The following is a 16,587-nucleotide window of genomic DNA, read 5'->3' on the forward strand; positions in this document are numbered from 1 at the left end:
CGCCCGCGGCGGGTCACAGCGGCGGCAGTACGGGCGCGGTCTTCGCCGGGTTCTCCTCCAGCGCGGCCAGCGCGATCCTGATGGCCTCGTCGAGCTGGGTGTCACGGCCGGCCGCGTGGTCCTGCGGGGCCTGGACGACCTCGACGTCCGGATCGACGCCGTGGTTCTCGACGTTCCACTCGTAACCCTCCAGCCAGAAGGCGTACTTGGGCTGGGTGACGGAGGTGCCGTCGACGAGGCGGTAGCGGCTGTCGATGCCGATGACACCGCCCCAGGTGCGGGTGCCGACCACCGGTCCGATGCCCAGCGCCTTGATCGCCGCGTTGACGATGTCGCCGTCGGAGCCGGAGAACTCGTTGGCGACGGCGACGACGGGGCCGCGCGGCGCGTCCTCCGGGTAGCTGTAGGGGCGCAGGCCGCGGGGCAGGTCCCAGCCGACGATCCGCCGGGCGAGTTTCTCCACCACGAGCTGGGAGGTGTGGCCGCCGCGGTTCTCGCGGACGTCCACGACGAGACCCTCCCGGGCCACCTCGATCCGCAGATCGCGGTGGAGCTGTGCCCACCCGGAGCCGACCATGTCCGGCACGTGCAGATAGCCGAGACGTCCGCCGGACCGCTCGTGGACGTAGGCGCGCCGGTCGGCGACCCACGCGTGGTAGCGCAGCGGCTCCTCGTCGGCGAGGGGTACGACGACCGCGTGGCGCGGATCGCCGCCGCCGGCGGGCGAGACGGTCAGCTCGACCGGCTTGCCCGCCGTGCCGACGAGCAGCGGTGCGGGCCCGGCCACCCGGTCCACGGGCCGGCCGCCGACCGCGACGATCGCGTCCCCGGCGCGGATCGCGACGCCGGGCGCGGCGAGCGGGGCCCGCGCGTCCGGGTCGGAGGTCTCCGAGGGGAGGATCCGGTCGATGCGCCAACGGCCGTCCTCGTGGCGGGAGATGTCCGCCCCGAGGAGTCCCTGGGCGAGGTCGCCGCCGCGGTGTCCGCCACGCGGGGCGACGTAGGCGTGCGAGGTGCCGAGTTCGCCCTGCACCTCCCACAGCAGGTCGACGAGGTCGTCGTGGGTGGCGACCCGTTCCAGGACCGGCCGGTACCGGTCGAGGACCGCGTCCCAGTCGACGCCGCCCAGGTCGGGACGCCAGAAGTTGTCCCGCATGAGGCGGCCCGTCTCGTCGTACATCTGGCGCCACTCGGCGGCCGGTTCGACGGTCTGGCGGATCCGCGAGAGGTCGACGGTGATGTTCGTGTCGCTCTCGTCGTCGTTCGAGGCGCGCCGGTCGCTGGGGACGACCTTGAGCTTGCCGTCGGTCCTCAGCAGGACCCGCTTGCCGTCGCCGGTGACGGTGAAGTCGTCGGCGTCGGCGGCGAGGTGCTCGATGCGCTGCTGGGCGAGGTCGTACCGCTCCAGTTCGGTCTTCGGGTCCGGGTCGTCCGGGGTGGCGCGGGAGGCGCCGAGCACGCCCCGTACCGGGTGGCGCAGCCACAGCAGCCCGTCCTTGGCGGCGCGCAGTGTCGAGTAGCGGGCGGCCTCGACGGGGAACGGCACGATCCGGTCGGCGAGTCCGTCCAGGTCGATACGGGTGCTGGGGGTGCCCTCGCTGTCGGGGGTCTCGTCCTTGTCGGGCGCGTCGAAGGGCCTGCCGTGGCGCTGCGGTCCGAAGGGGGACGGGGTCGTCGCGGCCAGGGTGATCAGATACGGCCGGGAGCCGCCGACGAACGCCAGGTCGAAGACGTGCTCGTCGTAGACGGGGTCGAAGGCGCGTGCCGACAGGAAGGCGAGGTGTTTGCCGTCGAGGGTGAACGCCGGCGCGTAGTCCCGGAAGCGCAGCGGGGTCGCCTCGGTCACCGACAGGTCGGTGGTGTTGGCGAGTTTGAGCTGGCGCAGCGGGCGCGGTCCGGGGTGCGACCAGGCGAGCCATGCCGAGTCGGGCGAGAAGACGAGGCCGCTGACGTCGCCGTCCTCGCTGCGGTCGACCTCGCGGACCTCGCCGCTCTCGCGTTCGACGAGCAGCACGCGCCCGTCGTGCGAGGCGACGGCGGCGCGGCTTCCGTCGGGCGCCATGGCGAGGCCGAGGACCCGGCCGAGCGCGCCGGCGGCGAGCCGTCTCGGGGTGGCTCCGGGGGCGACTCCGGTGGCGGGGGCGAATTCGAGGGCGTCGTCGCCCTCCGCGTCGGTCACCCAGACCACGTGCTCCTCGCCCTCCGCGCGGAAGGTGCGGGGCAGCCGGGCGCGGACGCCCTGCTCGGCGGCGAGCGCGCGGGCGGGTCCGGAGCGGTGGGTGACCCAGTGGACGGCGCCGCGCACGGAGATCGCGCTGCCGCGTCCGGTGTGGTCGGGAGCGGCGGCGGAGAACCAGCGCGAGGCGCTCACGGAGTGCGGCTGCTGGTCGACGCGCTGGCCGCCGAGCCGGAGGTCCAGCCGGCGTGGCTCGGCCCCGTCGAGGTCGTCGAGGAGCCACAGTTCACCGGCGGAGGCGTACACCACGCGGGTGCCGTCGGTGGCCGCGTGGCGGGCGTAGAAACCGTCGAGTGGCGTGTGGCGCCGCAGGTCGGATCCGTCGGCGAGGGAGGAGTACAGGGCTCCGACGTCCTCGTGGTCCGACAGGAAGGCGATCCGTTCGCCCGCCCAGAAGGGGTATTCGAGGTTCCCGTCGATGTCCTCGTGCAGCCGGACGAACTCGCCGTCGCCGTCCCGGTCGATCCACAGCTTGCCCGCCGTGCCGCCCCGGTACCGCTTCCACCAGGCGGCCTCGCGCCCCATCGGGGCGGACAGCAGGACGACGCCGGGCTCGCCGTGGGCGACATCGCCGACGGGCCCGTACGGCAGGGTCGTCGCGGGGCCGCCGTCGAGCGGGACGGACCGTGCCCAGCTGCGGCGCAGGCTGGCCTGGCCCTGGGTGCTGAGGGCGAGCACCTGTCCGTCGGGGGTCCAGCCGCGTACCTGGGTCTTCAGGCTGCCCCAGTACGTCAGCCGTTTGGCGGGCCCGCCGGACAGGGAGGCGGCGTGGACCTCGGGGGCTCCGTCACGCGTCGACGTCCAGGCGACGGTCGTACCGTCCGGGGAGATGCGTGGATGGTTGACCGGCACGTTGTCGGCGCTGACCCGCCAGGCGCGGCCGCCGCCGTCGAGGGGGGCGGCCCAGATGTCGTCCTCGGCCGTGAAGACGACCAACTCGCCGTGCAGATGCGGAAACCGGAGATACGCGGAGGGTGCGGACTCAGTCACCCGGTCACCCTACGCAGCGGACACGCGCCCCGACAGGGGTTTGGATCACTTGATCCGTGTACGGCCCGGCAGGTCACTTGCCCTGCGAGGGCCAGCAGGTGGGGTCGCCCTTGCACCACATGGTCTTCGTCACGGTGACGGTGACGGTGGGGTTGGGCTGCCCGTTCGTGGGGTGGTAGGTGACCGGCGGGATGGTGCCGGCGGCGTTGCAGTCGCCCAGGCCGTTCACATGGAACCACTGCTTGCCGCCGACGGTGGCGGTCAGATCGCCGCGTACGCAGGCGCCGTTGACGGCCCGGGTGACCTTGCCCTTGACGACGATGGCCCGGCCGTCGCCTGTCTGGCCCCGGCAGTCGACGGTCGCCACGGTGTTCTCGGTCGGCGAGGGCGACTTCCCGGGCGTGTAGGCCTTGTTGGCGTTGCCGTAGTGGGCGGTGCAGGTGAGCCAGCGCACGTCCACGTGCTGCCGTTCGAGTTGCTTGGTCGCCGTCTGGTCGGTCGTGTAGGCCACGGCGGCGGTGCCGAGTCCGTCCCCGGGCTGGCACGCGGTCACTGCGAACACTCCGGTGGCGCCCAGCCCGACAGCCATCAGTACCCGCCCGCGCCCCGTCCGGCGCCTGATATGCCTCAAAGCCCCCATGGACGGCAGCGTCCCACCGCAGGGCGATCGGCGGTAGACCGCATGCGGCCATCGGGGGCACAACCACCCGAAGGAGTTGCCGGCCCCCCGGCGGGGCAACGATGGAGACGCTCGTCCCCCGGCCGGACGGGCCGTGGTCCGCCCGTCAGCCGAGCAGCAGCAGCCACTCCTGGAGTTCCACCAGGTTGCCCTCGGGGTCCTTGAGATGGGCGACGCGCATGCGGTCCGTCATGGGCGCCGGGCCGTGCAGCAGGGTCGCGCCGCGCGAGACGACCTGCTCGCAGTAGGTGTCGAGGTCGTCCACCCGCAGCACCACCAGCGACCGGTGTCCGGTCACCACGTCACCGAGCTCCCCCAGTATCTCGGCCATCATCGAGCGGTCCTGGAGGGCGATGCCCGCCGATCCGGCGACGGGACTGAACTTCTCGTACGGGCCCTCGGCCGCGCCCGACTGGGGCCTGAGGCCGAGGACTTCGGAGTAGAAGCGGTAGCAGGCGGCGAAGTCGGAGACGAGCAGCCGTACCTGGGCGAGTTCCATGAATTCCCCGGTGGAAGTGCGGGTGATGGGGTCGGGACGGCGGGTGCCGGTGTCAGGACCAGCGGCCGGTGCGGGCCAGCAGCAGTGCCGTGGCCACGGTCCCGGCCGTCGAGGTGCGCAGCACCGTGCGCCCCAGGTGGAACGTCTTCGCGCCGGCCTCGGTGAAGAGCGCGACCTCCTCGGGGGAGATCCCGCCCTCGGGGCCGACCACCAGGACGATCTCCCCGGAGCCGGGCAGTCCGGCCGTCGCGAAGGGCTCGGTGCCGAGTTCCGTGTCCTCGTGGAGTACGGCGGCGAGATCGGCTTTGGCGAGAAGCGCGGCAACCTGTTTGGTCGTCAGTGCGTCCGCGACCTCCGGGAAGCGCACCCGGCGGGACTGCTTGCCGGCCTCCCGGGCGGTGGCGCGCCACTTGGCGAGCGCCTTCAGACCCCGCTCGCCCTTCCACTGCGTGATGCAGCGGGAGGCGGCCCAGGGGACGATCGCGTCGACGCCGGTCTCGGTCATGGTCTCGACGGCCAGTTCGCCCCGGTCGCCCTTGGGCAGGGCCTGGACGACCGTGACGCGCGGCTCCTCGGCCGGTTCCTCGGCCACCTCGCCCATCCGCACGATCAGCCGGTCCTTGCCCTCGGTGTCGAGGACCACGCAGTCCGCCCAGCGCCCGGCCCCGTCGGTGAGGACGATCTCCTCGCCGCTCCGCAGCCGTTTCACGGAGACGGCGTGCCGTCCCTCGGGGCCGTCGAGGACGTAACGTCCGCCGCCGTCCGCGTCGAAGTGCTCGACCAGGAACACCGGTGCCGTCATCGGGCCGCACCCTCTTCCGGGATCTCGTCGGCGGCCGACAACGCTGTCTTGGCGGCCGCGATCTCTGCGTTCAGTACCTCCACGAGCTGCCCGGCGGGCAGGTCGCGCGCCATGCGGTGGCCCTGGCCCGCCCACAGCGCCATGCCCTGCGCGTCGCCCGCCTTGGCCGCCGCCTTGCGCAGCGGCAAGGTCAGGTGGTGGATCTCGGGGTAGGCGGCGGGGGCGTACGGGCCGTGCTCGCGCATGAAGCGGTTGGCCAGCCCGCGCGCCGGGCGCCCGGAGAAGGCGCGCGTGAGCTCCGTGCGGACGAAGAGGGGGTCGGTCAGCGCCTGCTTGTGCACGGCGCTCGCGCCGGACTCGGGGCTGGCGAGGAAGGCGGTACCGAGCTGGGCCGCGTCCGCGCCCTCGGCGAGGACGGCGGCGATCTGGCTGCCGCGCATGATGCCGCCGGCCGCGACGACCGGGATCCGCACGGTCTCGCGGACCTGGGCGACCAGGGAGAGCAGGCCGACGCCCGTGCCGTCCGTCTCCGGGTTGTCGCGGTGGGTGCCCTGGTGTCCGCCGGCCTCGATGCCCTGCACGATGACGGCGTCGGCACCGGCCCGCTGCACGTTGCGGGCTTCCTCGGCCGTGGTGGCGGTGACCAGGGTGACGGTGCCGGCGCGGCGCAGCGAGTCCAGCACGTCCTTGCTCGGAACGCCGAAGTGGAAGGAGACCACCGCCACCGGGTTGTCGAGGAGGACGGCGAGCTTGGCGTCGTAGCCGTCGTCGCGGCCGCTGTCCGGATCGCCGAGCTCGGTCTCGTACCAGGCGGCCTCACCCGCGAGCTGGTGGGCGTACACCTCGACCGCCGCGGGGTCCGCGTACTCCGGCTGCGGCATGAAGAGGTTGACGCCGAAGGGACGGCCGGTCAGCCCGCGCAGCTGCTTGATCTCCTGGTACATGCCGTCGGCGGTCTTGTACCCGGCGGCGAGGAAACCGAGCCCGCCGGCCTCGGACACGGCGGCCGCGAGCTGCGGGACGGAGACGCCGCCCGCCATGGGGGCCTGCACGATCGGGTGAGGGAAGAGATCGGTCAGCGCGGAGGACATGACGGCATGTTGTCACGTCCTCAGTGCAAGTCCGAATCCGGCCGTCCGCCCGGAAACGGGCTTCGGGGCGGCGGACACGGGGTGGTGTTCCCACCCCGCGCCGCGCCTGGATCAGCGGCCGTTGAAGGCGTCCTTCAGCCGGGAGAAGAGCCCCTGCTGACCGGGCTGGAACTGGCCGGTGGGCCGCTCCTCGCCGCGCAGTATGGCGAGCTCGCGCAGCACCCGCTCCTGCTCCGCGTCGAGCTTGGTCGGCGTGGTGACCTCGACGTGCACGATGAGGTCGCCGCGGCCGCCGCCGCGCAGGTGGGTGACGCCCCGGCCGTGCAGCGGGATCGACTGGCCGGACTGCGTGCCCGGACGGATGTCGACCTCCTCCATGCCGTCGAGCGTCTCCAGCGGCACCTTGGTGCCGAGGGACGCCGCCGTCATCGGGAGGGTGACCGTGCAGTGCAGGTCGTCGCCGCGACGCTGGAACGTCGAGTGCGGCAGCTCGTGGATCTCGACGTACAGGTCGCCGGCGGGGCCGCCGCCGGGGCCGACCTCGCCCTCGCCCGCGAGCTGGATCCGTGTGCCGTTGTCCACACCGGCCGGGATCTTGACCGTGAGGGTGCGACGGGACCGGACCCGGCCGTCGCCCGCGCACTCGTGGCACGGGGTCGGGACCACGGTGCCGAAGCCCTGGCACTGCGGACACGGCCGTGAGGTCATGACCTGGCCGAGGAACGACCGCGTCACCTGGGACACCTCGCCGCGACCGCGGCACATGTCACAGGTCTGCGCGGAGGTCCCGGGCGCCGCGCCCTCACCGTTGCAGGTGGCGCAGACGACGGCCGTGTCGACCTGGATGTCCTTCGTGGTGCCGAAGGCCGCCTCGTCGAGCTCGATCTCCAACCGGATCATGGCGTCCTGGCCGCGGCGGGTGCGCGAGCGCGGTCCACGCTGCGACGCCGTGCCGAAGAAGGCGTCCATGATGTCGGAGAAGTTACCGAAGCCGCCCGCGCCGAAGCCGCCGGCCGCGCCGCCGCCCTGCTGGGACAGCGGGTCGCCACCGAGGTCGTAGACCTGCTTCTTCTGCGGGTCCGACAACACCTCGTACGCGGCGTTGATCTCCTTGAACCGCTCCTGCGTCTTCGGATCGGGATTGACGTCCGGGTGAAGCTCGCGAGCGAGCCTCCGGAACGCCTTCTTGATCTCGTCCTGGGACGCGTCGCGGCGCACGCCGAGTACGGCGTAGTAGTCCGTGGCCACTTATGACTCCGCCAGGATCTGTCCGACGTACCGTGCCACCGCTCGTACCGCTCCCATCGTTCCCGGGTAATCCATGCGGGTCGGGCCGACCACGCCGAGTTTGGCTACTGCCTCGCCGCCCGAACCGTAGCCGACCGAGACCACGGACGTGGAGTTGAGTCCCTCATACGCGTTCTCGTGCCCGATTCGCACGGTCATGCTCGAATCCCCGGCCTCTCCAAGCAACTTGAGGAGCACGACCTGCTCCTCCAGCGCTTCGAGCACCGGCCGGATGGTGAGAGGGAAGTCATGTCCGAATCGCGTGAGATTGGCGGTACCGCCGATCATCAGCCGCTCCTCGGTCTCCTCGACGAGTGTCTCCAGCAGTGTGGAGAGCACCGTCGAGACCGTACCCCGGTCCTCCGCCTCGAAGGCGTCCGGGAGGTCCTGGACGAGCTGCGGGACGTCCGCGAAGGGGCGTCCCGCGACCCGGCTGTTGAGCCGGGCCCGCAGATCCGCCAGCGAGGTCTCGCCGAACGGAACCGGACAGTTGATCATGCGCTGTTCGACCCGGCCGGTGTCCGTGATCAGCACGAGCATCACCCGCGCGGGGGCGAGTGACAGCAGCTCCACATGGCGCACGGTCGAGCGGGTCAGCGAGGGGTACTGCACGACGGCGACCTGCCGGGTGAGCTGCGCGAGCAGCCGCACGGTCCGCCCGACGACGTCGTCGAGGTCGACGGCTCCGCCCAGGAAGTTCTGGATGGCGCGCCGCTCGGGCGCGGTCATCGGCTTGACGCCGGCGAGCTTGTCGACGAAGAGCCGGTATCCCTTGTCCGTGGGGATGCGGCCGGCGCTGGTGTGCGGCTGGGCGATGTAGCCCTCGTCCTCCAGGGCGGCCATGTCGTTGCGGACGGTCGCCGGTGAGACGCCCAGCCGGTGCCGCTCGGTGAGCGCCTTGGAACCGACCGGTTCCTCGGTGCCCACATAGTCCTGGACGATGGCGCGGAGCACCTCGAGCCTGCGTTCACTGAGCATCGCGCACACCTCCAGAAGTCGACTCGGTGGTCTTCGTGGCCTTCGTGGCTTTCGTCTGGCACTCGGCGCACGGGAGTGCCAGCGTTCCCCGGCCCAGTGTACGGCGGTGAGGCACGACCCCGGCAAGGGCGGGCCTGCGATGCCGTGCACGGCACCCGGTCACCGTTAGCGTCGCCGCATGAGGCTGACTTGGGAAGAGCTGGGGTGGGAAAGGGTGGCGCCCCGGGTCGGGCGGCGGCGGCTTCCCGGCTGGGACTGCACGGTCGGGCTCGTCGTCGGCGAGGGCGCGGCGCTGATGATCGACGCGGGATCGAGCCTCGCGGAGGGCGCGCGGTTGCGCCGGGAGGCGCAGGCTCTGGCCAAGCACCGTGTGACCCATCTCGCGCTCACCCACCCGCATTTCGACCATGTATTCGGCGCCGCGGCGTTCGCGGGCGCGCAGATCCTGGCCGCGGACGGCTCGGCCGAGGTGTACGAGAACGGTCGCGGGGAGCTGTGCGCGGACGCGGTGCGCAACGGTCTCGGCCCGCGGGCGGCGGAGGAGGCGGCCGACATCCTCGTACGTCCCCGGGAGCTCGTCCGGGACACCCGGAACCTGGAGCTCGACGGTGGCGTCGGGGTCCGGCTGGTGCGGACGGGTGAGGGACACACCGCCCACGACCTCGTGGTCGTGGTGCCGGGCGACCCGGCGGTGGTGTTCTGCGGCGACCTGGTCGAGGAGTCCGGTGAGCCGCAGGCGGGACCCGACGCCGTGCCGTCGCGCTGGCCCGCCGCCCTCGACCGGCTGCTCGCCCTCGGCGGCGAGAACGCGCGGTACGTGCCCGGTCACGGGGCGGTCGTGGACGCCGCGTTCGTACGGGCCCAGCGGGACGCCCTGGCCGAACGTTTCGGCGCGGCGGGTTCCGGCGCGGGAGGTTCCGGCTCGGGAGGTTCCGGCTCGGGAGGTTCCGGCGTGTCGCGGTGATCACCGCCGGGCTTCTCCTATCGTCATCCGAATGCGCCAGTACTCTCCGGACCTGACCCCGCCGTGGAAGAAGCCCAAGCCCGTGCCCGAGGTCCCCGCGGACCCCGGTCTGGTGGTCGAGGAGCCCGGCACCGGCTTCTGCGGCGCGGTGATCCGCTGCGAGGCCGGCACGGTGACCCTGGAGGACCGCTTCGGCAAGCACCGGGTGTTCCCGCTGGAGCCGCGCGGTTTCCTCCTGGAGGGCAGGGTGGTGACGCTGGTGCGCCCGACGGCCGCGGCGCCCGTACGCCCCAGCCGTACGGCATCCGGTTCCGTGGCGGTGCCCGGCGCCCGCGCCCGGGTCGCGCGGGCCGGACGCATCTACGTCGAGGGCCGCCACGACGCCGAACTGGTCGAGCGGGTCTGGGGCGACGACCTGCGCGTCGAGGGCGTCGTCGTGGAGTACCTGGAGGGCGTCGACGACCTCCCGGCGATCGTGGCCGCGTTCGACCCGGGCCCGGACGCCCGGCTCGGCGTCCTCGTCGACCACCTGGTGCCCGGTTCGAAGGAGTCCAGGATCGCCGCGGCGGTCACGAGCGAGCACGCCCTGGTGCTCGGCCACCCGTACATCGACGTCTGGGAGGCCGTGAAGCCGTCCTCCGCGGGCATCCCGGGCTGGCCCCGGGTCCCGCGCGGCCAGGACTGGAAGACGGGCGTGTGCCGGGCCCTGGGCTGGCCGGAGAACACCGGCGCGGCCTGGCAGCACATCCTGTCCCGGGTCCACTCCTACAAGGACCTGGAGCCGGAACTCCTGGGCCGGGTGGAGGAGCTGATCGACTTCGTCACGGCTCCGGAGTGACGGGGCGGCTCCCGGCCGCTCGCGCCGCCGGAGCCGGGGACGGCTGCACCGGGGCGGGGCGGCGGCGTTCAGTCCACCAGGTCCCGGACGACCGCGTCCGCGAGCAGCCGCCCGCGCAGGGTGAGGACCGTGCGGCCGGCGTCGTACGGACCGGTTTCGAGGAGCCCGTCGGACAGGGCGCGGCGGGAGGCCGCGAGCCCGTCGGGGCGGAGCAGGGAGAGCGGGCAGCCCTCGCGCAGCCGCAGTTCGAGGAGGATCCGCTCGACCCGGCGGTCCTCGTCGGAGAGGAGCTCACGCCCCGCGCCCGGCGAGCGGCCCGAGGCCAGCGCGGCCGCGTACGCCCCCGGATGTTTCACGTTCCACCAGCGAACACCGCCCACATGGCTGTGCGCGCCGGGGCCCGCGCCCCACCAGTCGGCGCCCCGCCAGTAGAGCTCGTTGTGCAGGCAGCGGCCGGCCTCGGCGGTGGCCCAGTTCGACACCTCGTACCAGTCGAAGCCCGCCGCCGACATCACCTCGTCCGCGATGAGATAGCGGTCCGCGTGCACGTCGTCGTCCGTCATGGGGACCTCGCCGCGGCGGATGCGGCGCGCGAGCTGCGTGCCCTCCTCGACGATGAGCGCGTACGCGGAGATGTGGTCGGGACCCGCGCCGAGGGCCGCTTCGAGCGATGCCCGCCAGTCGTCGTCCGACTCGCCCGGTGTGCCGTAGATCAGATCCAGGTTCACATGTGCGAATCCGGCCGCTCGGGCCTCGGCGACACAGGCCTCGGGGCGGCCCGGGGTGTGCGTACGGTCGAGCACCTTCAGGACGTGCTGCCGGGCGCTCTGCATGCCGAAGGAGATCCGGTTGAAGCCGCCGGCGCGCAGCGTCGCGAGGTACTCCGGGTCGACCGACTCCGGGTTCGCCTCCGTCGTGATCTCCGCGTCGTCCGCGAGCCCGAACTCGTCACGGATCGCCCCCAGCATCCGTACGAGATCGTCGGCGGCCAGCAGTGTGGGCGTACCGCCTCCGACGAAGACCGTACGGACCGGGCGGGGGTCGTCGCCCAGGACCTTGCGGGCGAGGCGGACCTCGTCGGTGAGGGTGTCCGCGTAGTTGTCGCGGGAGGCGAGCACACCGCCGCTGCCCCGCAGCTCGGTCGCCGTGTAGGTGTTGAAGTCGCAGTAGCCGCAGCGGGTCGCGCAGTACGGCACGTGGAGGTAGAACCCGAGGGGCCGCTCGGCCGCCCCGTCCAGGGCGTGCGCGGGCAGCGCCCCGTCGTCGGGGACGGGCTCACCGTCGGGAAGTGCGGAAGGCATGCCTTCCATTGTCCAGTACGGGCGGGGCGCGCGGTTCCGTCCCGTATCCGGACCGAACCGTCCCGTTCCCGGACCGGCCGGGCAGCGGTCTCGCACCCAGCCCGGACCGGCGGGGTACGCGGCCCGCAACCGCGGGGTGCGGGGCTCGCGGGGACGCGGTGCCGGGCGCCTCGGGAGTCACTCCGCCTGCAGCACCAGCAGGGCCATGTCGTCCTCCGGCGGGCGGGTGCCGAACTCGTGGACCAGCCCGCGGATCCGTTCCGCGATCAGCTCGGCGTTCAGGCCGGCGCAGCCCGCGAGGGCCTGCGCGAGACCGTCGTCGTCGTCGAACTGGCGGGAGCCGTCGCGCCGCTCCGTCACGCCGTCGGTGACGCACAGCAGGGTGTCCCCGGGGTACAGCTCGAAGGACTCTGAGGTGTAGTCGGGGTCCTCGAAGACGCCGAGCAGGGTCTGCGGCCGGGCCACCTCCCGTACGTCGCCGTCGGGGCCCAGCAGCAGGGGCAGCGGGTGTCCCGCCGAGGCCAGGGTGCAGCGCACTCCGCCGTCGAAGGGGACCAGTTCGCCGTAGAGCATGGAGAGGAAGCGCGTCTGCGGGCCGGGGTCGCCGCCGAGCCCGGGTCCGCCGGCGGCCACGAGCGCGCGGGCCGCCGCGTCCGCGACCTCCGTGGCGTCGTCGAGGAGGAGCTGGTTGAGGCGGTCGAGGACGTCGGCGACGTCGTAGCCCTCGCGGGCCAGCAGCCGCAGCCAGGGCCGGGCCAGGCCGATCACGACGGCGGCCTCGGGGCCCTTGCCCTGGACATCGCCGACGGCGAAGCACCAGCGCCCGTCGCCGGCCGGGAACACGTCGTAGAAGTCGCCGCTCGGCCCGCCCTTGTCGAGCGGCTCGTAGACGAGGGCGCTGCGTACCCCGGGAATCTCGGCGACCGCGCCCGGCAGCAGTCCGCGCTGGAGGACCCGGCTGATGGTGGCCTGGCGCGCGTACTGGCGGGCCGCGCCGATGGCGAGGGCGATCCGGCGGCTGAGATCCTCGACGAGCCCGGTGACCTCGTCGGGGAAGCCGAGCAGTCCGGCCCGCCCGATGACGAGCGTGCCCAGCGGCCGGCCGCCCGCGATCAGCCGGTACGCCAGCGCCGCGCCGCTCGCCCCGCGGGCGCCCAGCGCCTCGCCGGGCCAGGGCACCGGGACGGCCCGGGAGCGCACCGCGTCGGGCAGCCGCGGCGGGTCCTGCTCCAGGGAGCGGCGCAGTCCCTCGACGAGGTTCTCGCTGCCGTGCCAGACGCGGGCGAGACGGGGTCCCAGAGCGAGGCCGAGACCGCCCGCCCGGTCGGTGGCCTCGTCCTCCAGCCACACGGCGCACCAGTCGGCGAGGCGCGGGACGAGGAGCTGTCCGGCCAGCGCCGCGACCAGGTCCTCGTCGAGCTGCCCGGCGAGCAGGTCGGAGGCCTCGGCGAGAAAGGAGAGGGCGCCCCGGTCGAGCCACTCGTGGCCCCGCGCGCCGCTCCGGGGCACCCGGGAGGCGGATATCGCGGGATACGGCTCGTCGCCGGCCCCGGGCCGCCCGTACCCCGGGGCCCACCCCTCGCCGTACGCGCCGACCGCGGCCCCCTCCGCCCCGTCCCGCGCGCCCGCGAACCCGTCGGCCTCCGCGAACCCGCCCGGTCCCCGGAGCCCGTCGGCACCGGTGGGCCCACCCGGTCCGGGGACACCCTGGGCGTCCGCGAGCCCGCCGGTTCCGGGGAGACCCTTGGCGTCCGCCGATCCGCCCGGCCGGCGCGGGTCGCCCGCGTCCGCGAAGACATCGGCCCCGGGCAGGGCGCCGGCGCCCCCGTCGACCAGCAGCCTCGACCACACCGTCTTGACGCCCGGGCGGTAGGTGATCCCCCAGGCCTCGGAGAGCGCGGAGACGAGGCGCAGGCCCCGCCCGTACTCCGGTGTTCCGTAAGGGGGTTCGGCGCCGTCCTCCCGTATGGCACGGGAGGGGTGATGGTCGGATACCTCGACGACCAGCGGGCCGGGCGGGCCGTCGGCCGGGGACTCCAGGCGGCACAGCAGCTCGACGTCGGTGCCCGCGTGCACGACGGCGTTGGTGACGAGTTCGCTGACCACCACGGCGGCGTCGTCGCTGAGCCGGTCGTCGATGATCTCGGCGCCGGGCAGGGCCAGTTCGGCCCAGCTCAGGAGGGTGTCACGGAGGAAACGGCGCGCGGCTCCGGGGGCGAGCGGAGTGCCCGGCAATGACGTACGTGACACGACGTCCCGGCCGGCGCGGTGGTGCGCGGGCTCGTCCGGGGCACACGCCATGGACTCGCGTTGCGTCGGAATGGCCCCCACTGTGCGGCTCCCTGGGCAGTTCGGACGAATACATCCACATCTCGAACGATGCGGCCAGGGTGACAGACTGGCGGCACCCATAAGCACGGAGTCACCGAAGTGGGCCGTCATGAGTGAGAACAGTGGTATGGATGTGCTCCGAAGACGGACAGGTTCGAGCATCCGATCCGCGTCCCCTGTTCACCGCGACTGTTCACCGCGATGACGGCGGCGCGGGACGGCGGTTTCGGCAGGGCGCCCGAGGCGGGTCGAGTCATGGACCGGTCGCCGAACCGGGCACGGTGCTCCACCGGATCATGGACCGGGGCTCCCGCTTCGACTCCGAGGCGCAGCGGGGCCGCACGGAGCCGGCCCGGCACGGGCGGCTCGACGAGCGTCCGGCGGCCGGGCCAAGATGACGCGGCTGTCCGGGAGTTGGCGGGACATGGCCGAGGCGGTCAACACGGTTGCGTGCGGGCTGACGGCCCGGGTGCGGGGCATCGCCCTGGTGAGCAAGCCCGGCCAGGGCTCCACCCGCGTACAGGAGCGCGCAGGAGCCGCGCCGGGGGCGGGGACGCGCCGGGGCTCCGCCGCTCGGTCGCGGAGAAGTCCTGCGCGCCACCGCCTCCGTAAGGGACGGGGCGAGGGTTATGCCTCGCGGGTGCCCGCGTACATCTCGTCGATCAGGTGCTTGTACTCCCGCTCGACGACCGGGCGCTTCAGCTTGAGGCTCGGAGTGATCTCGCCGTGCTCGATGTCCAGGTCGCGGGGCAGGAGACGGAACTTCTTGATGGTCTGCCAGCGCTGCAGGCCCCCGTTGAGCTCCTTCACGTAGCCCTCGACGAGGGCTACGGTGGCGGGCGCCGCGACGACCTCGGCGTACGACTTGCCCCCGAGGCCGTTGTCCTTCGCCCACTCCAGGATGGACGGCTCGTCGAGAGCGATGAGCGCGGTGCAGAAGTTCCGGTCGGCGCCGTGCACGAGGATGTTGGAGACGTACGGGCACACCGCCTTGAACTGGCCCTCGGCCTCGGCGGGCGAGATGTACTTGCCGCCCGAGGTCTTGATGAGGTCCTTCTTGCGGTCGGTGATGCGGAGGTAGCCGTCCGGGGACAGCTCACCGATGTCACCCGTGTGGAACCAGCCGTCGGCCTCCAGCACCTCGGCGGTCTTCTCGGGCAGCCCGTGGTAGCCCTCCATGATGCCGGGGCCGCGCAGCAGGATCTCGCCGTCGTCCGCGATGCGCACCTCGGTGCCGGGCAGCGGCTTGCCGACCGTGCCGGTGCGGTAGGCCTCGCCGGGGTTCACGAAGGAGGCGGCGGAGGACTCGGTGAGCCCGTAGCCCTCCAGGATGTGGATGCCGGCGCCGGCGAAGAAGTAGCCGATCTCCGGCGCGAGCGCGGCCGAGCCGGAGACACAGGCGCGCAGGTTGCCGCCGAAGGCCTCGCGGATCTTGGCGAAGACGAGCGCGTCGGCGACCTTGTGCTTGGCGCCGAGCGCGAAGGGCACGGAGGCCGAGCCGGTACGGCGGAAGTTGTCCTGGCTGGCCTTCGCGTACTCGCGGGAGACCTCGGCGGCCCACTGGAAGATCTTGTACTTGGCGCCGCCGCCGGCCCTCGCCTTGGCCGCGACCCCGTTGTAGACCTTCTCGAAGATGCGCGGCACGGCCGCCATGTACGTCGGCCGTACGATCGGCAGATTATCGATGATCTTGTCCACGCGGCCGTCGACGGCGGTGACGTGCCCGACCTCGATCTGGCCGGAGGTGAGGACCTTGCCGAAGACGTGCGCGAGCGGCAGCCACAGGTACTGGACGTCGTCCTGGCCGACCAGGCCGGTCGAGGCGATCGCCTTCGCCATGTACGACCAGTTGTCGTGCGGCAGGCGGACACCCTTGGGACGGCCCGTGGTGCCGGAGGTGTAGATGAGGGTCGCGAGCTGGTCGGCGGTGATCGCGCCGACGCGCTCCTTGATCAGCTCGGGGTGCTTCTCCAGGTACGCGGTGCCGCGCGCCTCCAGCTCGGTCAGCGTGAGGACCCAGTCGTCGGTCTCCACACCCCGCGGGTCGATGACGACGACCCGCGTGAGCTCGGGAAGCTCCGCGCGCTTCTCCCGGGCCTTGGCGAGCTGGGCCGCGTCCTCCGCGATGAGGATCTTGCTCGCGGAGTCGGAGAGGATGAACGCCGACTCCTCGGCGTTGGTCTGCGGGTACACGGTCGTGGTGGCCGCGCCCGCGCAGAGGATGCCGAGGTCGGCCAGGATCCACTCGACCCGGGTCGAGGAGGCGAGCGCGACGCGCTGCTCAGGCTCTACGCCCAGTTCGATCAGACCGGCCGCGATGGCGTAGACCCGCTCGGCGGCCTGCGCCCAGGTCAGCGACTTCCACTCGTCCGGGCCGTCGCCCGAGGCCGGTACCGGGTAGCGGTATGCCTCGGCGTCGGGTGTGGCCGCCACGCGCTCAAGGAAGAGGGCCGCGACGGACGGCGGACGGTTCTCGATCAGGGTCTGTGTGTCGCTCACGACATCCTCCGGGGCCCGCGGCAGTGCGGCTGGCTCAATTGCGGCTGTTGTTTAACTCGCGAGTAACTACCGAGCAGAGATCAGACTAGAGC

The 16,587-nt window shown here is 72.8% G+C and carries 12 protein-coding genes; 2 read left to right on the forward strand and 10 right to left on the reverse strand.

Annotation, left to right across the window (positions count from 1 at the left end):
- Positions 1-13: 13 nt before the first annotated feature.
- From ACZ6KY_RS22940 to hrcA, 7 genes are all read right to left on the reverse strand, one after another.
- On the reverse strand, positions 14-3,226 hold the full coding sequence (locus ACZ6KY_RS22940) for a S41 family peptidase (RefSeq protein WP_469312136.1): 3,213 nt from the start codon (positions 3,224-3,226) through the stop codon (positions 14-16).
- Between the two features lie 73 nt (positions 3,227-3,299).
- The gene (locus ACZ6KY_RS22945; RefSeq protein ID WP_469312137.1) at positions 3,300-3,815 is read right to left on the reverse strand and encodes a hypothetical protein; all 516 of its coding nucleotides are present in this window, start codon (positions 3,813-3,815) and stop codon (positions 3,300-3,302) included.
- Between the two features lie 196 nt (positions 3,816-4,011).
- Positions 4,012-4,404 carry a VOC family protein gene (locus tag ACZ6KY_RS22950; protein ID WP_401326819.1) on the reverse strand — a complete coding sequence of 131 codons (393 nt, stop codon included), beginning with the start codon at positions 4,402-4,404 and terminating at the stop codon, positions 4,012-4,014.
- A 52-nt stretch (positions 4,405-4,456) separates the two neighbouring features.
- On the reverse strand, positions 4,457-5,206 hold the full coding sequence (locus ACZ6KY_RS22955) for a 16S rRNA (uracil(1498)-N(3))-methyltransferase (protein WP_469312138.1): 750 nt from the start codon (positions 5,204-5,206) through the stop codon (positions 4,457-4,459).
- Entirely contained in the window at positions 5,203-6,297 is a 1,095-nt protein-coding gene (locus ACZ6KY_RS22960; protein WP_469312139.1) for a nitronate monooxygenase, read from the reverse strand. The genes ACZ6KY_RS22955 and ACZ6KY_RS22960 overlap by 4 nt, the downstream gene beginning before the upstream one ends.
- A gap of 111 nt (positions 6,298-6,408) precedes the next feature.
- Positions 6,409-7,545: a molecular chaperone DnaJ gene (gene dnaJ, locus ACZ6KY_RS22965; protein WP_469312140.1), complete on the reverse strand. Its 1,137-nt coding sequence runs from the start codon at positions 7,543-7,545 to the stop codon at positions 6,409-6,411.
- Entirely contained in the window at positions 7,546-8,562 is a 1,017-nt protein-coding gene (gene hrcA / locus ACZ6KY_RS22970; RefSeq protein WP_469312141.1) for a heat-inducible transcriptional repressor HrcA, read from the reverse strand.
- A 178-nt stretch (positions 8,563-8,740) separates the two neighbouring features.
- Between hrcA and ACZ6KY_RS22975 the strand changes: the two genes are divergently transcribed.
- Entirely contained in the window at positions 8,741-9,526 is a 786-nt protein-coding gene (locus ACZ6KY_RS22975; RefSeq protein ID WP_469312142.1) for an MBL fold metallo-hydrolase, read from the forward strand.
- A 31-nt stretch (positions 9,527-9,557) separates the two neighbouring features.
- Positions 9,558-10,364, forward strand: a complete 807-nt coding sequence (locus ACZ6KY_RS22980) for a DUF3097 domain-containing protein (RefSeq protein ID WP_469312143.1) — start codon at positions 9,558-9,560, stop codon at positions 10,362-10,364.
- A 68-nt stretch (positions 10,365-10,432) separates the two neighbouring features.
- Here the strand turns inward: ACZ6KY_RS22980 and hemW are convergent, their stop codons facing one another.
- The 3 genes from hemW to ACZ6KY_RS22995 form a co-directional block, all read right to left on the reverse strand.
- Complete coding sequence (gene hemW / locus ACZ6KY_RS22985; protein ID WP_469312144.1) at positions 10,433-11,665, reverse strand: radical SAM family heme chaperone HemW; 1,233 nt, start codon at positions 11,663-11,665, stop codon at positions 10,433-10,435.
- Positions 11,666-11,842: 177 nt separating this feature from the next.
- Complete coding sequence (locus ACZ6KY_RS22990; RefSeq protein WP_469312187.1) at positions 11,843-13,966, reverse strand: SpoIIE family protein phosphatase; 2,124 nt, start codon at positions 13,964-13,966, stop codon at positions 11,843-11,845.
- Positions 13,967-14,623: 657 nt separating this feature from the next.
- Complete coding sequence (locus ACZ6KY_RS22995; protein ID WP_469312145.1) at positions 14,624-16,495, reverse strand: AMP-dependent synthetase/ligase; 1,872 nt, start codon at positions 16,493-16,495, stop codon at positions 14,624-14,626.
- Between the last annotated feature and the right edge of the window lie 92 nt (positions 16,496-16,587).

Source organism: Streptomyces sp. NPDC042002 (assembly GCF_055588305.1).